Annotated in this window: 19 protein-coding genes and 3 tRNA genes; 9 read left to right on the top strand and 13 right to left on the bottom strand. The window is 33.7% G+C overall.

The genetic code is table 11. The features are described from left to right. Genes V7S75_RS07295 through V7S75_RS07280 form a run of 4 tightly spaced genes read right to left on the bottom strand, consistent with a single transcriptional unit; the run spans position 1 to position 5,674 of the window. Positions 1-1,224, bottom strand: a complete 1,224-nt coding sequence (locus V7S75_RS07295; protein WP_459512670.1) for an ABC transporter ATP-binding protein — start codon at positions 1,222-1,224, stop codon at positions 1-3. A gap of 7 nt (positions 1,225-1,231) precedes the next feature. Then, entirely contained in the window at positions 1,232-2,035 is an 804-nt protein-coding gene (locus tag V7S75_RS07290) for an ABC transporter permease (RefSeq protein ID WP_459512668.1), read from the bottom strand. A 4-nt stretch (positions 2,036-2,039) separates the two neighbouring features. After that, positions 2,040-3,098, bottom strand: coding sequence for a hypothetical protein (locus V7S75_RS07285; protein ID WP_459512666.1), 1,059 nt, complete (start codon positions 3,096-3,098; stop codon positions 2,040-2,042). 8 nt (positions 3,099-3,106) lie between these two features. Next, on the bottom strand, positions 3,107-5,674 hold the full coding sequence (locus tag V7S75_RS07280; protein ID WP_459512665.1) for a polysaccharide biosynthesis/export family protein: 2,568 nt from the start codon (positions 5,672-5,674) through the stop codon (positions 3,107-3,109). A 125-nt stretch (positions 5,675-5,799) separates the two neighbouring features. Between V7S75_RS07280 and V7S75_RS07275 the strand changes: the two genes are divergently transcribed. After that, entirely contained in the window at positions 5,800-7,668 is a 1,869-nt protein-coding gene (locus tag V7S75_RS07275; RefSeq protein WP_459512663.1) for a DNA topoisomerase IV subunit B, read from the top strand. Here V7S75_RS07275 and V7S75_RS07270 read toward each other — a convergent pair. Continuing rightward, positions 7,665-7,973: a tetratricopeptide repeat protein gene (locus V7S75_RS07270; protein WP_459512661.1), complete on the bottom strand. Its 309-nt coding sequence runs from the start codon at positions 7,971-7,973 to the stop codon at positions 7,665-7,667. The two genes, V7S75_RS07275 and V7S75_RS07270, sit on opposite strands and share 4 nt — an antisense overlap. A gap of 48 nt (positions 7,974-8,021) precedes the next feature. Here V7S75_RS07270 and V7S75_RS07265 point away from each other — a divergent pair, with 48 nt between their 5' ends. Genes V7S75_RS07265 through V7S75_RS07230 form a run of 8 tightly spaced genes read left to right on the top strand, consistent with a single transcriptional unit; the run spans position 8,022 to position 13,821 of the window. Further along, positions 8,022-8,759: an electron transfer flavoprotein subunit beta/FixA family protein gene (locus tag V7S75_RS07265; RefSeq protein WP_459512659.1), complete on the top strand. Its 738-nt coding sequence runs from the start codon at positions 8,022-8,024 to the stop codon at positions 8,757-8,759. Next, a complete protein-coding gene (locus tag V7S75_RS07260; RefSeq protein ID WP_459512657.1) occupies positions 8,756-9,703 on the top strand; it encodes an electron transfer flavoprotein subunit alpha/FixB family protein in 948 nt (315 codons plus the stop codon). Before V7S75_RS07265 ends, V7S75_RS07260 begins: the two co-directional genes overlap by 4 nt. 54 nt (positions 9,704-9,757) lie before the next feature. After that, entirely contained in the window at positions 9,758-10,330 is a 573-nt protein-coding gene (locus V7S75_RS07255; protein WP_459512655.1) for a bifunctional nuclease family protein, read from the top strand. A gap of 1 nt (position 10,331) precedes the next feature. Next, positions 10,332-11,204, top strand: coding sequence for a cell division protein FtsX (locus V7S75_RS07250; protein WP_459512653.1), 873 nt, complete (start codon positions 10,332-10,334; stop codon positions 11,202-11,204). A gap of 2 nt (positions 11,205-11,206) precedes the next feature. Further along, on the top strand, positions 11,207-11,422 hold the full coding sequence (locus V7S75_RS07245; protein WP_459512651.1) for a DUF3098 domain-containing protein: 216 nt from the start codon (positions 11,207-11,209) through the stop codon (positions 11,420-11,422). Beyond that, a complete protein-coding gene (locus V7S75_RS07240; protein WP_459512649.1) occupies positions 11,422-12,210 on the top strand; it encodes an undecaprenyl-diphosphate phosphatase in 789 nt (262 codons plus the stop codon). The genes V7S75_RS07245 and V7S75_RS07240 overlap by 1 nt, the downstream gene beginning before the upstream one ends. Beyond that, the gene (gene truB, locus V7S75_RS07235; RefSeq protein WP_459512647.1) at positions 12,198-12,896 is read left to right on the top strand and encodes a tRNA pseudouridine(55) synthase TruB; all 699 of its coding nucleotides are present in this window, start codon (positions 12,198-12,200) and stop codon (positions 12,894-12,896) included. The genes V7S75_RS07240 and truB overlap by 13 nt, the downstream gene beginning before the upstream one ends. Next, the gene (locus V7S75_RS07230; RefSeq protein ID WP_459512645.1) at positions 12,844-13,821 is read left to right on the top strand and encodes a bifunctional riboflavin kinase/FAD synthetase; all 978 of its coding nucleotides are present in this window, start codon (positions 12,844-12,846) and stop codon (positions 13,819-13,821) included. The genes truB and V7S75_RS07230 overlap by 53 nt, the downstream gene beginning before the upstream one ends. Here the strand turns inward: V7S75_RS07230 and pheA are convergent. The 8 genes from pheA to V7S75_RS07190 form a co-directional block, all read right to left on the bottom strand. Further along, on the bottom strand, positions 13,795-14,874 hold the full coding sequence (gene pheA / locus V7S75_RS07225) for a chorismate mutase (protein WP_459512643.1): 1,080 nt from the start codon (positions 14,872-14,874) through the stop codon (positions 13,795-13,797). The genes V7S75_RS07230 and pheA overlap by 27 nt on opposite strands. Positions 14,875-14,894: 20 nt before the next feature. After that, positions 14,895-16,067, bottom strand: coding sequence for a glycosyltransferase family 4 protein (locus tag V7S75_RS07220; protein WP_459512641.1), 1,173 nt, complete (start codon positions 16,065-16,067; stop codon positions 14,895-14,897). Between the two features lie 4 nt (positions 16,068-16,071). Continuing rightward, a complete protein-coding gene (locus V7S75_RS07215; RefSeq protein WP_459512640.1) occupies positions 16,072-16,629 on the bottom strand; it encodes a WcaF family extracellular polysaccharide biosynthesis acetyltransferase in 558 nt (185 codons plus the stop codon). After that, positions 16,622-17,911, bottom strand: a complete 1,290-nt coding sequence (locus tag V7S75_RS07210; protein WP_459512638.1) for a hypothetical protein — start codon at positions 17,909-17,911, stop codon at positions 16,622-16,624. The genes V7S75_RS07215 and V7S75_RS07210 overlap by 8 nt, the downstream gene beginning before the upstream one ends. Before the next feature lie 33 nt (positions 17,912-17,944). Then, positions 17,945-18,018: transfer RNA gene (locus V7S75_RS07205), tRNA-Arg, on the bottom strand. Between the two features lie 58 nt (positions 18,019-18,076). After that, positions 18,077-18,150: transfer RNA gene (locus V7S75_RS07200), tRNA-Pro, on the bottom strand. A 10-nt stretch (positions 18,151-18,160) separates the two neighbouring features. After that, positions 18,161-18,247: transfer RNA gene (locus tag V7S75_RS07195), tRNA-Ser, on the bottom strand. A 73-nt stretch (positions 18,248-18,320) separates the two neighbouring features. Continuing rightward, on the bottom strand, positions 18,321-19,811 hold the full coding sequence (locus V7S75_RS07190) for a glutamate synthase subunit beta (RefSeq protein WP_459512636.1): 1,491 nt from the start codon (positions 19,809-19,811) through the stop codon (positions 18,321-18,323). Between the last annotated feature and the right edge of the window lies 1 nt (position 19,812).

Here is a 19,812-nt window from a genome sequence, read left to right as displayed (position 1 = left end):
TTATATTTCGCTTGACACCTGTTTCATATGAATCGGAAAATTAGGTCGAACATATCCCGGCCATTTTCCATACCACGTAGTATTTTCACGATAATCGGCAATTTCAAACTCAAATAACTCCTCAAAATTCACTAATACGATGCTCGAATTTTTTACGACCATAATGGATAAAAAATAAGAACCATCATTTAAGAAATTACCCGGAATTGAAATATCAGTAGAAACTACTCCTACATTAAATCGACTAGGCTGATTACCGATATTAAATATGCATTCACCCGTACTTGCATATAGATGAACACTAACGTTTAAATCTACATCAGCTAATGTATTCCAAAATTCGAAATGCAAATTAAATGGATCGTTAATCGTCCAATAATCCAAATCTTTCGATAACTCTGGCTTTATTTCAGCGTATTTTAATCGGATTAATTCATTCCCTAACCCTGCGTTAAATGAATCAGCAGAATAGTACATTTTTTTAGATTGGACCTCCGACATATAGTTCTTCAAAACGATAGCCGTTTCCCCCATCTGTTTCACTGTTCCTTTTTCTAAATGCAATGTTTTGTTACATAGATTTGAAACAGCAGTTAAATTATGACTTACGAATAATATGGTTTTTTCATTAGCAGCCACCTCTTTCATTTTTCCAAGGGATTTTTTTTGAAAGTCGGCATCCCCTACTGCTAGAACTTCATCTACAATAAGTATTTCAGGATTCAAGTGCGCAGAAATGGCAAAACCCAAACGAACATACATGCCTGATGAATAACGTTTAACGGGGGTGTCTAGAAAATTCGAAATTTGAGGTCCCGCAAAATCTACAATTTCATCAAATTGAGCGGTAATTTCTTTTTTACTCATGCCCAAAATAGCCCCATTCAGATATATATTTTCACGACCCGATAATTCTGGATGAAAACCTGTTCCTACTTCTAATAAACTAGCTACTTTTCCTTTTACACTTATATTTCCTGAGCTTGGATTTGTAATCCTGCTTAATATTTTGAGCAAAGTCGATTTGCCTGCACCATTGTTCCCAATGATACCTAATTTATCTCCTTTATTGATACTAAACGAAACATCATTTAATGCATAATAATCCTTTGATTTTTCTTTTTTAGTGAATAAAGTTTTAAGTCCATTCCGAATTGAAATAGGTTCAGATAACCGATTTAGGTTGTATTTCTTTGTAATATTATTTACCTCTACAATTGCCATGTCTTTCTTATAAATAATCTACAAATGAACTCTCTTTTTTAGTGAACACATAAATTCCAAATAAAAAAGTGACAAAACAGGTAATTATGGATAGGTATATGAAATCCATGTTCACAACTTGATAATCTGGAATTAGTAATATTCGAGCATATTCAACGATTCCTACTAGTGGATTTACCGTCGCGTACAAATTAAACCAGTTTGATATCTGAAGAGATTTAGCAGTATATACGATAGGACTAACGAAAAAACCGTACTGAACGATTAACGGAATCATTTGTAAAAAATCTCGATATTTTACTGAAAACGAACAAAAGATTAAACCTAATCCAATGCTAAAAAGTAACGTTAAAATGACCGCCAAAGGTAATAATAACATTAAAATTGGGAGCGTATGAACTAAATATAAGCTTAAAATAATGTACACTATTAGACCAATAAGAAAATCGAACAAAGAAACGGCGATGGACGAAAATGCTATGATTAATCGGGGAAAGTATACCTTTGAAACTAAATTGTTATTGGCTAAAATGGAATTACTAACAGCTTGAAAAGTATTCGAAAATAAATTCCAGAAAATTACACCTGAAAATATAATAAGCTGAATTGGGAAGCCAGATATATCACTTATTTTGGCTACATTTTTAAATGCAAATAAGAATACCAACATGGTCAACACTGGGCGAATGATTGCCCAAATGATTCCTAAGTACGTTTGTTTATAACGTATAGAAACATCCCTTTTTGCTAAAATGAATAAAAGCTCTCTTTCTTGATATATTTCAGAAAACAACTTTGTATAGAATGTCATTTAATTATTCGTTATAATTCACCTTATACAAGAAATGTAGATAGGCTGCAAAGCATCCTATTAGAAAGCCCAATAAAGTGCCAATGCTAATGATTTTACCCCATTTATAGGGTAAAGTAATTATTGGTAATTCTGAATCTTCGATGATTGTTAACAAAGGTGCTTCTTTAACCAATGAGAATTTCAAATTATCATAATTACGTAAAGCTTCAAAATATAGCGACTGTAATTGAGTTGAATTCATTTGTAATCTTTCGGCAATTACACGAGCACGTTGAAAAATTATTTGCTGATTTTGATCGTTATAATTCGCTAATTTACCTTGTGTATAATACAAAGCCGAACGGAGCGAATCAACACGTTTATCCATAATAATCAATAGCTCTTTTGATTTTTTGGTTTTGGTATCAATGTAATAATCCGTAATTGTTTTCAAATACAATTGTGCCCAAACGTGGGTTAAGGTATCATTGCGCGTTTCAACAGTTAATGTTTGAAATGTGGACTTTGGATTATCTAAGAAAATGTCAGTATTATCATTTAAATATCCCGATATAGAATTGATAATATTTTTGTCTTGAACATTTATGGAATCTAAATTGCCAGTTTTAAATTTGTGTTTAACAAAATCCACAGGTAAATCGCTCCATTCATGATTTTGCAAATCTGATCTTTCCAAAAAGAAATTACCAAAAAAGTCAACTCGGTTTCCTACTTTAACTTTAGTCAAAATTGCTTTTCTGTAAATATTTTTGGTCTTTAAAAGTTCCTTGAAATTTTCCCCACTAAATATTGAATTTCCAGAACTCATTCCACCCAATCCAAGCGAAGAAGCTAATCCTGCTAAGCCATTGTCAGCACTTTCATTTTCTAAGACAAAAACAATTTTAGTCTTTTTGAAATTATTTGAACTTTTGTAAATCTCGACGCCTAATCCCGTTAATAAACCTAGCGCAGTAAATATTATTATTACCCGTTTATTCCTTTTAACAAATGGAATAAAACTAATCAGACTTATTAAAACATTTTCTAACGAAAATTGATCGCTTCTTTCTTCTTTCATTGTACTAATTATTGAGCTGTCGCTTTGATTAATGTTATAATACCGATAATACTCGTTACTGTTCCTGTTAACACGGAAACTAACGATACAATTTGTTGGCTTGTATTAACTGACTTTAACTTTTTCGGTACTATAATTTCAGAACCTCTTTCAACTCTTGGATAGAATCGCATAAACAAAAAGTTCTTTGCACGTTTTACTGAACCGTTTGAATAGATAACATACACTCTTTTTCTAGCTGAGCTTGATGTAAATCCACCAGCACTAGAAATATAACTTCCTAATGACTTCGATTCAGTAAATTTTACATTGTTTGGATATAGAACTTCTCCCGTTATTTTAACAGTTTGAGGCTCACGTGGAATGTTGATAACATCACCATTGATTATCTGAATGTCATCAGGACCACCTGGATTTTCTAATGCAGCTACTAAATTAATGCCAATTGTTTCATGACTTGAAATACTAGCCGTAGTATTGTTATTGATTTCAATACCTGAATAGTTATCATTGAAATCTTTAATTTGATTCTTTTTGAATTCCGATTCAGATTCTGATAATTCAGTCTTACGGATTAATTTAGCACCTTCAGGATAAGCTTGTTTATTCAAACCTCCAGCACGTTTTATTAAATCTGATAAGCGGTCATCCTTTTTCTCTAATCCATATACACCAGGGAATAATACTTGACCTTGTAAGGTGATAAACTGCTGTAATTCATAATTCGGAGAAGAACGTACAAAAACCTCATCAAATGGATTAAGTACAAAAGTTGAAGCGCTATTATCAACTATCAAATCTTTTGAAATAGTAAATTTGAAAACTTCAGCAATTTGGGAACTTGAATAATCTCTGTTTTCAATAAATTCATTTTTCTTACGTCTTACAACCTCCACAAATCCAGTTGAAGCAGATTCCCTTAATCCTCCAGCTTTAATAATTAGATCTTCAACAGTCATATTTGTTTGGAAAGGAATCGTAATTTTCACTTGACGGTTTAATAACACGTTACTGATGTTATCTGATTTTAATTTATCTGAAATTTCACTTGAAGATTCATTTTGAGAAGTTTCTGTATCGCCTTTTTGCTTGGCGTTTCCTTCTGTGATAGCTGATTTTTTGATAGCACTTTCTTTAACACCATTAACTTCTCCGTGAATCGTTACCGTGTAACTTTCTCGTAAATCTTGAATAGAAAATACCGTAATTTTATCTTCTCTTTCTAACATGATATCTTCAGCCTTTCCTGCAAGAATATCAGCTAGGTTTACAGAAATAATTCCGGGTGTGAAATCTTTATTCAACCGATTTATATTGACACGAGATAAAAAAGCATTCTCTTTTACTCCACCAGCACGCTTAATTAAATTTGATAATGTTAATTTGCTATCCAACGAAAATGTTCCTGGACGAAACACTTCACCTGTTAGGGTAACTCGATTTTCATAACGATTTTCTGTGATGGATTCCGCAGTAATAATATCTCCATCTGCTGGATAAAATGAATTAGCAATTGCATAATTGATATCAATAAGTTTGCGCTCCGTTTTCGTAATACGTTCTACTTTTAATAAGTCTTTGTAGGCATTTTCAGTAAACCCTCCAACAAAATTTTCGAAAATAAAAGCTAAGTTTTCTGTCGGTAACGGCTCAAAATAGGCACTACGCTTAACCCTACCTTTTACTTCAATTCTAGATTTATATAAACCTACTTTAATGATATCTTGATCTTGAACGCTAATATCTCCTTTCGTAAAACCTTGTGTAATAAAATCATATAAGTCGAGGTGAGCGATTACTTTGTTATGTCTGATTAATTGAACATCACGGAAAGTACCATTTTCTGTAGGACCACCTGCTAGATATAACACATTCATGACACGTGCTAAAGATGGTACTGAATAGGTGCCTGGATATTGAACCTCCCCTACGACTGCTACTTGTATGGTCCGAATATTACCTAACGATACGGTAGCATAAAGACCATTTATATCCGAATGACCTGCGAATTTCTTTAAACCAATATAAATACTTGATAATTTATAGATTAAACGACTACGCGCTTCATCGATTGTTAATCCAGCTACATAAACATTCCCTATTTTGTTTATTTTAACATATCCATCTGCATTGACTGTTAAATTATAATGTTCCTCCGAATATCCATTGATATCAACAATTAGCTCATCATCAGGACCTAAAATATAGTTTTTAGGCGTTGCCATTTTTAAATTAGTTTCAAATACGCCAGCCTTTTTATTGAATATTGAAAAACCAAATATTTTATTTTGAAAAGCAATCTTAGCCTTTTTTAATGAATCTTCTTCTTGTGTTTGATTAGATAATGATTCCGATTTCCGTTGATTTACGAGGCTGTCTAACTCGTTTTTTTGACTTGGTGTATTGATGATCTCTCGTTTAGTTACCTTAGCATTACCTATCGGCTTATTGATAGCATTAGGCTGATTCATAGATGCATTAGGCAAGTAATTTGTCGGAACCTGAAATTGTGCCAATGCGATGTTAGCATTAACTATTAACATTAACACCGTAGCAAAATTAATTTTCTTGATCATACAGAAATTCATTTTAAGGGATACAAAATAAGTTAAAAAAGCTCATATTTCCTTATTTTATTATATTTTGATAAATCAAGGTAATTTATCAATTCTTTGGTAATTTTGTTAGTAAATTAATCAATATGACATCAGAACCCATTTATAACGACGATAGTATTCGGTCCCTTGACTGGAAAGAGCACATTCGCTTGCGTCCCGGTATGTACATTGGTAAATTAGGCGATGGTTCATCTGTCGACGATGGTATCTATGTATTGGTAAAAGAAATCATGGATAACTCGATTGATGAGCACATGATGGGAAATGGTAAACAAATTGATGTTAAAATTTCTGACCAAAAAGTTGAGGTACGTGATTATGGCCGGGGTATACCTTTAGGAAAAGTCATAGATTGTGTATCCAAAATTAATACCGGTGGAAAATACGACTCTGGTGCTTTCCAAAAATCAGTTGGCTTAAATGGAGTGGGTACAAAGGCTACGAATGCTTTATCAAATTATTTTAAGGTACAATCCTATCGGGATAGTCAAACAAAATGGGCTGAATTTAGCAAAGGTGAACTTATTAATGAGTCTAAAGGCTTAGAAGCCTCTTCGAGTAAAAGTGGTACGTTTATTTGTTTTGAACCCGATAACACCATTTTTAAGAACTATCATTTTATTCCGCAATTCTTAGATAATCTATTTTGGAATTATGCCTTTCTAAATGCTGGTTTAACAATTAATTTTAACGGAGAGAAGTATTTCTCGCAAAATGGATTATTGGATTTATTATCCAAAAAAACGAATGCAGAAGAAAATCGATACCCGATTATTCATCTTAAAGGTAGTGATATTGAATTAGCCATTACGCACAACAATCAATATGGTGAAGAATATTACTCTTTCGTAAATGGGCAAAATACAACGCAAGGGGGTACGCATTTAGCAGCTTTCCGTGAGGCAATTGTACGTACGGTACGTGAGTTCTTTAAAAAAGATTTTGATCCATCAGATGTTCGAGCCAGCATAGTAGGCGCAATAGCCATTCGAGTTCAAGAACCCGTTTTTGAATCGCAAACAAAAACGAAATTAGGATCAACAAATATTTCACCTGATTCGTCTTCTCCTTCGATACGAACATTTGTTGGAGATTTTATCAAAACTGAATTAGATAATTACCTTCATCAAAATCCTGCGGCTGCTGATGCCATGCTCAAGCGAATTCTTCAATCGGAACGCGAGAGAAAAGATATTGCTGGTATTAAAAAGTTGGCTAATGAACGTGCTAAAAAAGCAAACTTGCACAATAAAAAATTGCGTGATTGTCGCGTTCATTTAACTGATGATAAGTCGGAAGTACGCCAAGAGACTATTTTATTTATTACTGAAGGGGACTCAGCGAGTGGAAGTATTACTAAATCTCGGGATGTGCAGACACAGGCTGTCTTTAGTCTTCGGGGTAAACCGTTAAACAGTTTTGGTTTAACTAAAAAAATCGTTTATGAAAACGAGGAATTTAATCTATTACAACATGCATTAGATATTGAAGATAGTTTAGACAATTTGCGTTATAATAAAATTGTTATTGCAACGGATGCTGATGTGGATGGTATGCATATTCGATTATTAATTTTAACGTTCTTTCTGCAATTTTTTCCTGATTTAGTCCGAAATGGTCATTTGTACATTTTGGAAACTCCCCTATTTAGAGTAAGAAATAAAAAGGAAACTATTTATTGTTACTCAGATGAAGAAAGAAGAAATGCCATTGAAAAATTAGGTCCCAAACCAGAAATCACTCGATTCAAGGGACTTGGCGAAATTTCTCCTGAAGAATTCGGTGAATTTATTGGTGAGAATATCAAAATAGAGCCTGTAATCTTAGAGAAAGATTTTACAATTCCTCAACTTTTGACTTATTATATGGGTAAAAATACTCCAGAAAGACAAAAATTCATCATTGAAAATTTAGTCATTGAAAAGGATTTAGAAGAGGTACTTTTAACCTAATCATTTAGTAGAATAAGTTGTTCTAATTCCCTTGAGACCTTCAGTAATTGAAGGTCTTTTGCTTTTATTATACCTGCTTCTGCTATTCTTGTGGCTTCATCTACACGATCAGTTTGATATAATAGTTCAGCCAACGTGTAATAAGTCGGATGGTAGTCCGGAAAGTTAATTGTAAGATTTTTTAAGATGTTAATTGCTTCCGAAATATTTCCCGTAGACCGCTCTTCTACGGCTAATAAATAGTAGTTCAAGGGGTTACTTGGATTTTGTTCAATTTCTATTAAAATAAATTCTCGCCTATTCATTGTCTTAATTAAAAGAATTTAGTATGCTTGCATAACAATTTAACGCCTATGAAAATATTAGTTTGTATTTCTGCTGTACCAGACACGACTTCAAAGATAAGTTTAAGTTCTAATAATTTCGTCAATAAGGAAGGATTGACGTTTATCACAGGTCCTTATGAAGATTACGCTCTCTCTCGTGCCATTGAACTCAAGGAACCTAATCCGGATTCTGTTGAAATTATCATCTTTCATGTAGGTTTGGAGGATTCTGAACCGATATTAAGAAAATGTTTAGCCTTAGGAGCAGATTCAGCTGTGCGTGTTAACGTAAAGGCAAATGATTCACTACAAGTAGCTAAAGAAATAGCTCAATATGTAAACGAAAATCCCGTCGATCTAATATTAATGGGTAAAGAGTCCATCGATTACAATGCTGGTCTCGTACACCACTATACAGCTAAATTATTAGCATGGTCACATTTTAGTCCGGTCATGCAATTGGATATTGATAATCAATCAATTTGTAGATTAAAAGTTGAGAGTTCAATGGGAACAGTGCAGTTAACTAGTCAACTTCCCTTAGTACTTGGATGTCAAGAACCAATCGCTGAATGGAAAATTCCATCGATGAGAGGGATTATGGCTGCAAGGGCTAAAACGATTGTTACTAGACAAGCTAGTATACCTGTTTCGCTCGTTTATGAGAAGGATGAAGTGAAGGAACAAAACCGTAAGGGTAAACTATTCCAACGTGAAAATTTAAATGAGTTAATTGACATCATTATTAAAGAGGTTAAATCATGAAAAATATTGCAGCTTTTATTGACGTAAAAAATGGGAAGCTAAGTACTCGTTCTTTACAGATGCTTCATTTTATACAAGTTATTCAACAGATTCATTATACTTCTGTTAATATTAATCTTTTCACTTTTGATGATGTAGCGCATGCGATAGTACCTCAAATGAAACAAGTCAAATTGTATCAAATTTGTGGGATTAATGAAACAGGGGTTTTGTCAGATGATCAAATTAATCAAATTATTACTAAGCTCTCTGACAGTTCAGATGTTTGTATTTTAGGTACCAAATCTAATTTAAATGATGCTTTACTTTCTGCCGCAGCCATACAGTATAATCTTGCAGTAGTGCCACAAGTTCTTTCCATTGAAGTTGAATCAGATAAGTTTACCATTCACCAAAGTATTTTTAGTGGTAAGGCCCTCACCCATTTGCATGTTAGTCATGCTAGTGTTTTACAATTAAACCCTGCTTTTGAATTTTCATCCATTCCAGGAGATTTAATTGAACTTCAAGCCGAAAAGATCAATTTAATTGCCGGTTCAAATTTTACAGTTACTTCGGTTGATAAGCTAACACAAGGTGGGAATTTATCAGATGCTAGTTTTGTAGTTGGGGCTGGACGTGGATTAAAGGATCCTTCTAATTGGGGCATGATTGAAGCATTGGCAAGTAAAATAGGTGCAGCAACTGCATGCTCAAAACCTGTATCTGACATAAATTGGAGACCACATAGTGAACATGTTGGCCAAACAGGTATTAAAATTGCCCCTAAATTATATATAGCATGTGGAATATCAGGGGCTATTCAGCATTTAGCGGGAGTAAATGGCTCAAAAACTATTATTGTAATTAATAACGATCCTGAGGCTCCATTTTTTAAATATGCTGACTATGGTATTGTAGGTGATGTATTTGACATTGTCCCAGAAATCGTAAAAAATATATAAAATGCGCTTTAATAGGTATTAGAATGTTTATCTTTGCATTTTATTAGAATTCAATTGGAGAAGCTTATAAAATTGCAAGTTATTTCATTAAGCCCAAGTGCAGCTGGAGCAACTTCTTATATCTTATTTTTACAGGCGGCTAACCGAAGTCAGTTAGGTTTTCCCATGGTTATAGGCTTGACTGAAGCTCAAGCCATTTCTATGTATATGGAAGATATTAAGCCAGCTAGGCCGCTTACGCATGATTTATTTGCAAGTTTTATTAATAAAACAGAAGTGAAAATTTCATCAATTGAGATTTCTGCATTTCAAGATGGTGTATTTTTTGCAAAAATACATGCAAGTGGACAGCATGGTGAATTCACTTTGGATGCTAGACCCTCCGATTCAATTGCATTAGGTCTTCGACTAAACATAGATATACAAATATCAGAATCATTATTAGAGGAAATTGCCATTCCGATGGATACATTTCATGCTGATTCGGATGATGAAATAGAAATTGTTCAGGCATCTATTCCTGAGGTTATTGCAGAATTGGAATTATCATTAGAAAAAGCCTTAGCAGATGAAAATTATGAAGAGGCAGCACGACTTAGAGATCAATTAAATCAATTAACTAAATAATATGCGTTACTCGAAAGGGAAAGCTCAAACTACCAATCAACTTATTGTATTATCTATTGCATGTCTTACAGTTGTGGTTTCATTACTGTTTCAGTTGCTAAGTGGTGCATATTCTTGGGGGCAAAGTTTACAAGAACAAATGAAGGTTTATGTTTATTTGGACGATACGCTTCAAACTAGTCAAATTGATTCAACAATTTTAGTGTTGAAAAATAGAAAAGAGATAATTCCTTCTTCCCTTGTATTAGTTGATAAACAATCGATTGCCAAAGATTTTCTTGCAACCACACATGAAAATTTTGATGAACTCTTAGGTGATGTGAATCCATTTAAAAACTTACTTGTACTACAAATTAAACCTGAGTATCGAGATAAGGTGAATTTTCAAAAAATCACAACAGAATTACGTAATTCTAGTGGGATTTATGATGTTTCTTATCCAGTAAACTACTTGGAACTAATTGTTCCAAAGATTAAATTAATCTCAAGTGCCGCTTTAATTTTTATGGCGCTTATTGGGCTAATTGTATATTTTCAAATTAGTAATAATACGAAGTTGCATATTCATGCAAATAGAACAATCATTAAATCAATGCAATTATTGGGCTCTACAAATGGTTTTATTATGAAGCCCTATTTGTTAAAATCTGTTATTCTTGGTTTGTTCGGTACTTTACTTGGTTATTTAATCACTAACCTGTTTTACTTTTATATCAATAATCAAATTCCTGAATTAACAGTTTATTTATTTAACGTTTCAAATCAACTAACGATATTAATTGGTACGCTTATAATTGCCGTGTTATTCAGCTTCGTAAGTACGCTATTAACATTAAATAAGTATTTGAAAATTTCAGCGTCAAATCTCTACTAATCATGCATAAATCATTTGACAAATCGCCATTTCCATTAAACAGTAAACGTATTACTACCTTGCTTTTAGGTATAATCATTATGATCATTGGTTTTTTCGTCATGACTTTAGATAAAGAACCTTTTGGTTTTGGTTTTCTTGGCTTAACATTAGGACCTATTCTTGTATTGCTTGGTGTTATTATTCCAATCTTTGCATTATTTAGCCTTCGTAAGTAATGATAGAATATTTAGACGCCTTGATTTTAGGTATTATAGAAGGGTTAACTGAATTTTTACCTGTTTCTTCCACGGCTCACTTAATTATAGGTGAATATTTATTGAAAATACCAGCTAGTAATTTTTTGAATTTTTTAACAATATTTATTCAATTAGGGGCTATTTCGGCAGTTCCACTGCTTTATTTCAATCGATTAACTAGTTCATTTCAAATTTATCGATTTGTTACAATTTCATTTATTCCTGCCGTATTTTTAGGGCTTGCTTTTGATGATTTATTAGAAGCTTTATTTCAAGGATATTACTTCATTGCTTGTTCATGGATTTTGGGAGGTATCATATTGATCAATATTGATTATTGGTTGCGAAATAAATCAGATACTTGTTCCGACATATCGCAATTAACATATGTACAATCTGTAAAAATAGGATTCTATCAGTGTATTGCTATGATACCTGGTGTATCTCGTTCTGGCGCAACGATAGTTGGTGGCCGATTAACAGGCTTAAGTCATCAAGCAGCAATCGAATATTCATTTCTCTTAGGTATTCCTACTATATTAGGAGCCTGTGCGAAGAAAATATTAGATTATAAAACAGATATACCTACATTTATTGATGCTGATCATTTGCCAATTTTACTTATTTCGTTTTTTGTTAGTTTTATCATAGCGCTTCTAACTATTAGATTTATGGTTTCAATTGTCGCTAAATATGGATTTAAATATTTTGGTTATTACCGTATTTTAGCTGGCATTCTACTTGTGATTACATTATGGATGAAATAGTAGAAGAACGCATTGAAAATCAATTTTATTTAATTGACAAGCCCATTACTTGGACTTCGTTTGATGTAGTCCGAAAACTTAAAAACTTAGGTAAATTTAAGAAAATCGGGCATGCTGGTACGCTAGATCCATTAGCTACAGGTTTATTAATTATCTGTGTAGGAAAACACACGAAAAAGATTGACTATTTTCAAAGTCTTCGAAAGACTTATACGGGTACCTTAGTTCTAGGTAAAACGACCCCTTCGATTGATTTGGAAACTGAATTCGATCAATCCTACCCTATCGAACACATTTCCATTAATCAAATTAAGGATATTATTCAAGCAAGATTATTGGGTAGCATTAAACAAATTCCTCCCATATATTCAGCGATTAAACTAGATGGAAAACGCTTGTATACGCATGCAAGACAAGGAATAACAGCTGATGAATTGCAAATCAAAATTAGAGAAGCTGAAATTTATCGCTTCGATATCGATGCTTCAAATTTCCCATCAATAGATTTTGAAATTGAATGTTCGAAAGGTACATATATTCGATCTATCGTTCGGGATTTAGGGGAATTCCTTGATTCTGGGGCATATCTTAAAAAATTGGTAAGAACAAAAATTGGTGACTTTGCCTTAGACAATGCGCAGTCGATTGATTTTTTTAATAAAGAAAATTATGCGACTCTTTCATAGTTTAAACGAAATCGATTTCAGCTTGGATGCCAGTGTGGTAACTGTGGGTATGTTTGATGGTTTACACCTTGGGCATAAAAGTGTATTACAAAAGTTAGTTGATATTAGTAAGAACGATAACATTCCATCTGTTGTGTTAACTTTTTCTAATCATCCTCAAACTTTTTTCAGACCTGAGGTAGCAAATTATGTACTATCAAGTATGCCTGACAAAGTTTTACGTTTAAAACAATTGGGTGTTGATATCGTAATTGCACTTCCATTTGATGAATACATTTCGAGTTTAAGCGCATATGATTTCGCAAAGAATATACTGATTACAAAATTACATGCGAAGCATATCGTTTTTGGTTATGACAATCATTTTGGGCACAATCGTGAAGGTTCTAAGTCATTTATAGATACTGAATTTCCACAAATTCATACGCATCGAATCACTGAATCTACAATTAACGGAGAAGTAGTTAGTAGTTCGCTCATTAAGAGTAAAATTCAAGCGGGCCAAGTAAAGCCGGCAGCATTACTTTTGGGATATGGCTATTCGATAAGGGGGTGTGTAATTAAAGGAGATCAGCTTGGAAGAACGATTGGTTTCCCCACGGCAAATTTGGATACAGGAACGCGTGATAAAGTAATTCCCAGTCATGGAGTCTATTTAACTAAAACAATAGTTTTAGGAAATGAATATTATGGAATGACGAATATAGGTGTAAGACCTACTGTAACAAACAGCCAGGAGTTACGCATTGAAACTCACCTATTTGATTTTGATATGGAAATTTATGGTGAAGAAATTTGCGTGGAATTTATTGACCGATTACGAGACGAAAAGAAGTTTGACTCCTTCCCTGCCCTCGTAAATCAATTAAATGTAGACAGAATTAATGCGAAAGTTAGATTAGCACAAATTCATATAGCTTCCTAAAAACTTTATTTCATCTGCTTTTGATATCAGCAAGGAATTAATCGCTTCATCTAATTTATTTCCCTCTACATCAATAAAAAACCAAAATTTAAATTCGTTGGTATCCTTTTGAGGGCGAGATTCAATTTTTAATAAATTTATATTCTTTTCTTCAAACTCCTTCAGAAGCTTCAATAAAGTACCTGGCTTGTCATCATCTTTTAATTTAACTGCTAAAGTTGTTTTATCGCGGTTCGTTTTTTTAAGGTTCTCAACTTTAGAAATTATGATAAAACGGGTTTGATTGCTATCATTATCTTGGATATTGTCAAACAAAATAGGCACTTGATAAATTTTTGCTGCAATATGAGAGCAAAGAGCAGCCGTTCCTAGATTCTCAGAAGCTAACTTTGCCGCTTTGGAAGTAGAGTCTACTTGGATAAAGAAATCACTTGATTTCGAAGCAAAATAGTCTTGCGTGAAACCTTGGCATTGATTGAAAGCAATGTCTTTTGAATATATTCTTGTTATTGCATTAAGATCATGTTCTTTTGTAGCTAAACAAAAATTCACAGGAATAATGATTTCCGAAATAATAAATAAGGAACGCTCATTTAATAAGTCCAAAGTTTCTTTGACCATACCTTCTTGATTATTCTCAATAGGTACAATACCATACTTGGCTCTTCCAGAATCTACAGAGTCAAAGATTGACTTGATGGATGGTAAAGAAATATAATCTGCTACCGCTCCAAATCTAGACTCAGCAGCTTGATGTGTAAAACTACCTTCGGGACCTAAAAAACTAATAATTTCAGGCAATTCCAAATTACGAGATACACCAAAAATTTCAAGAAAAATTGCTTCAATAGCTGATTTACCCAATCGACCTGTTGGTTGATTAGCTAAACGATCTATGATCTCCTTCTCACGGTCTGGGTGATAAATGATGCTATTATTCGCACGTTTTAAATTCCCTACTTGATCTACGACATCCATACGTTCGATAAGAAGCTTTAAAATAGCATCATCAATCAGATCAATTTCTTTACGTAGGTCACTTAAATTCTTCATTCTTATACATTATAAATTTCTTATTGCTCATTGGTAGACTCATGTGTCTCATTAATTCGCAGTCTTTCTACTTTATTGACATCACGAAATTTAACTCGATCGACGAGTGCTTTATCTATTTTTTTGGACAACAAATAACTGATGATACAATATAGGGCAAATACAATTACTAAATACAACAATAATTGATTGTTACTTTCTTTTCTATATGAACTCAAATAAATAAAAACACAAACGATGCTTATGTTAAAAGATAGCAAAACGGCAGTTGCTGACTTGTGCGAAAACCCTATATCAATTAATACATGATGAAGATGCTTTCGGTCTCCTTCGAAAGGTGATTTCCCCTCGATAATTCGAATAAAAAACATGCGTAATGTATCGAATACAGGTAAAATCAAGATGGATAAAGCAAAAAGTGGTGCGTCTTTAGTTAAAGAAGGATTTACCAGGTAATTATTATTAACCACTACGTACTTAATGGCAAAATAAGACAATAAGAAACCTACGATTAACGATCCCGTATCTCCCATAAATATCTTATTCTTTGTGGACCAATTATAACGTAAGAAACCAAGCAAAGATCCTGATAATGCCATTGCTAATGTAGCTTGGGCATACATTCCTAATGAGTAAAATAAGAAGGCAAACATGATGCTAGCAAATAGTCCAACTGAACCGGCTAAGCCATCTATTCCATCGATTAGATTAATCGCATTAATCAGCGATATAAAAATAAATATGGTAATAAATAAACCTACGTTATAGGATAAGTGTGTGAGTCCTAAGAGGCCAAATAAGTTCGAAATTTGAAGATTACCTAAGCTGATTACAAGTATTGAGGCAGCAATTTGAATTAATAGTTTCTTTTTAGGTGAGAGGATTAAAATGTCATCTTTGATACCCAAAAAAAACAGAATGATGATGGCTGATATCGTCAAATGTAAATCATGTCCTTCTTTTGGATTATCCCAAATGAAATAGGTAATTAATGTCGCAGCAAAAATAGCAACCCCACCCAAAGTAGGTGTCAGTTTTTTATGGGAACTCCTAGATTTAATTTCAGCCATTAAATCTTTTAATCGTGAAATATTTATGATTACCGGAATAGCTGTAACCGTTATAAATAAAGCCACTACAAAGGAAATGAGTAGTTGGAAATCTTTATTTTCTAAAATATCAATGTTATTCATATTTCTACTTTATCACACGTTCTTTAATCTCAAGTGCATTGTTTAAGCGATAAACTTGATATGCTTCTGTGTCTCGTAATATAGTTACCCCAATCCCTATAACACAATGAGATTTTATTGTAATTCCACCTACAATTGTAGACTTAGCTCCTATCCATACACCATCTTCGATATGAATGGGTTTACTCATTAGGTCAAAGCTGCTTTTTGAATAATCATGGTTTCCTGTTAAAAGTAAAGCTCCTTGCGAAATACATACATGATTATCTATAGTAATCTCTGATATATTATCTATCCAACTTGATTCTCCCAACCAAACATGATTTCCAATACGAAGTTTCCAAGGTAACTTGATTTTCACCCATGGCTTGATGACAACGTCCCTACCAATTTTTGCTCCAAAAATTCGTAGAATAAATACCTTTAAGCTATTAGGATATGGAATATTAGTTAAAAAGAAAATATTCGATAGGAATAGCCAAAAAGCATACTTCAATTTATCAACTAAGGATACGTGTAGTTGGTGTCTAAATGATGCCAAATCGCTAACCGCTTTATTCACTTGAAACTCTTTTTTGAGGAAGTATTAACAAAAATCGTATTAATATAATGTAAAATACCCAATAGGAAAAATCCAATGGCCTGCCTCCTGTAAATACGGAAACGAATAAATTGATATAAAATAGGCTTATGAAGTTCTGAAATAGATTATTAGTCTTTATGCCTAAGATTATATAATACAGAATAAATAAGTTAAAAACACAAAATAATAGTACGCCAAGAACACCAAAATTCACGAAAGCCTCTAAAGCTGGAATGTCAACGTACCAAAACTTATATCCTTTTCCGAACACAAAGTCAAACCAATCTCGGGCAATAATTTTCTTTATAAAGTTTATATTTTGCACACGATTTAACGCAGATGCATCTTGTGTTGTTCCTGCACTATTAATTCCTAAGCCTGTATTCAATGCTCTCAAAAGAAATTCATAGGCTTGATCTGAATATCGATTAAAAGTTTCTAATATTTTAAAAGCTTTGTTGAAATATTGTAGAATGCCTATCAATACGATATAATAGAGCATAGTAATTTTCCGACTCCGGAAACCCTTTATAAAATTATAATTGCCGAAAATTAAATAGAATACAACACACAATCCGACGGAAATGAAATTTCCTCGCGTTTGAGTTAAAATCAGAACCACAAAACTAATTAACAGGTTGATGTGCGCAATTAAATTAAGCGTGGCACTTTTATTGCCAATAAAATAATGGGCTTTTTTTTGAATGATTAAGAAGGAAATTAACAAACCAGCAACAGCATTACGTCCAAAAACAATCGGATTACCTGAAAAATCCTCTCCTGTGCCCTTATTATATTGAACAGTAGCACGTGCACCCAAAACATAATTTGGGTTTGTTGATATGGAATAAATTAAGGCTATATTATTTATTAAGGTGACAATCAAAATTATGACCGGTAAATAATATTGTATATCATTATCTACACGAAAAATGCAGTAAATAAAGCCTATAAGAATGGTAAAATTGATCGCATCAACAACAATAGAGGAACGTTGACTATTATAAAAAATAAAATAGAAAAACCCCAGAAAGAAGAAGCTTAATCCGGTAAACGCTAAAGTCTCATTTCCTCGGTAGAAATACTTTAATGGGATATGGTTAATCATTAAAATTAAACCCGTGCTATACACGACACCGGTAAACAACGATGTCTGTCCTATACCTAGTAACTCCTTTAAAAAATAGATAAATGGAGGGGCAATCCAGATGAGTATTAAGCCCAAAGATACTTTCCAATTAAATAATTTATTCTCGTGCAAAATAAAAATAGAATTATAATGGAAAAAGATTTGTGATTCCGTTTGGATTCGAACCAAAGACCTACTGCTTAGAAGGCAGTTGCTCTATCCAGCTGAGCTACGGAACCCAAAATTAAAAAGTCAATTTAGCTAAATGTGCAAGCACTCTTAACTAAATTGACTGTGTCGGGGTGGCAGGATTCGAACCTACGACCTCTTGGTCCCAAACCAAGCGCGATACCGGGCTACGCTACACCCCGAAAAACACTGCGGAGAGAGAGGGATTCGAACCCTCGGAACCGTTTCCAGTTCGCATGTTTAGCAAACATGTCCTTTCGGCCTCTCAGGCATCTCTCCTAGCATTTAAGAGAGTACAAAAATAAGATTATTTATTTAAGATGCCAAACAAACAGCTAAAAAAAACTTAAAATTATAAGTCAAAAGAAGAAATTGTTTTCCCAGGCAAATTCGTTTTACCCATTAAACTAAGATCCACTTGTCTTGCTGCCTCTCTTCCTTCCGAAATAGCCCAGACAACAAGTGATTGGCCTCTTCTAGCATCACCCGCAGTGAACACCTTGTCTACCAATGTTTTATAATTCGGATCAGCAGCGATGTTACCTCGTTCATCTAAACTTCCTCCTTGATTCTTTAACTCATCGATTAAATTAGCATGATCAGTATGTAAAAATCCTGCAGCAATTAAAGCTAAATCACAAGGAATTTCTCGAATGTTCAAAATTTCTTGTTCCAACTTACCATTGACATTTTTGTAAGAAATATCTCCAATTACGAGGGCTTTCAATTCCCCTTTTTCATTTTTCACAAATTCTTGTAATGAAATTGACCAAAGACGATCTGCACCCTCCTCATGTGACGTTGAAGTGCGCAACATATTAGGCCAATTAGGCCATGGTGTATTTTGTGCACGGTCAACTGGAGGTTTTGGCATAACTTCAATCTGCGTAATAGACTTCGCCTTGTGACGATTAGAAGTTCCAACACAGTCAGAACCTGTATCTCCCCCACCAATTACCACAACATGCTTCCCGGTTGCAAGTATCTCACCTTGGCTATAACTTTCGCCTTTGTGATTCTTAATTACTTCAATTCCAGAAACACGTTTATTTTGTTGAGATAAAAACTCCATCGCTGGGAAAATCCCGATAGCATCATTCCCTTTTGCTTGAATTAAGCGTGGAGTAGTAGATCCCGTCGTTAATACAATGGCATCAAATTCTTGTTGAAGTTTACCTAACTTGATATCTTGACCAATGGTTGTATTCGTTTGAAATACAATACCTTCCTGCTCCATTACGGCAACACGACGGTCAATTGTTGTTTTATCTAATTTAAAATCGGGTATACCAAAACGCAATAGTCCGCCGATGCGATCAGCCCGTTCAAATACTGTCACTAAGTGACCCGCTTTATTCAATTGACTTGCTGCAGCTAAACCTGCAGGCCCAGAACCTACAACCGCCACTTTTTTCCCACTACGTTTAGCAGGTATTTGCGGAATAACCCAACCTTCAGCATATGCTTTTTCAATGATTGATTTTTCAATCATTTCTATAGCCACAGGTGGTTTATTGATTCCTAAAACACAAGCAGATTCACAAGGTGCTGGACAAATTCGACCTGTAAATTCTGGGAAATTATTCGTTGAAACTAATATCTCAAATGCATATTTCCAGTTTTGCTCATAGACTGCATCGTTGAACTCAGGGATAATATTTCCTAACGGACATCCATTATGGCAGAACGGAGTACCACAATCCATGCAACGACTTGCCTGAGATTCTGTATCCTGAGGAGATGCTAAAATTTCAATTTCTTTATAATCCTGAACACGTTCTGAAACAGGACGTTTTAAGGCTGTTTTCCGATCAACTTCTAAAAATCCAGTTGGCTTCCCCATT

The sequence above is a fragment of the Aquirufa sp. TARAVU-A1A genome, assembly GCF_054558675.1.
This window is presented reverse-complemented; position numbering and strand designations above follow the sequence as displayed.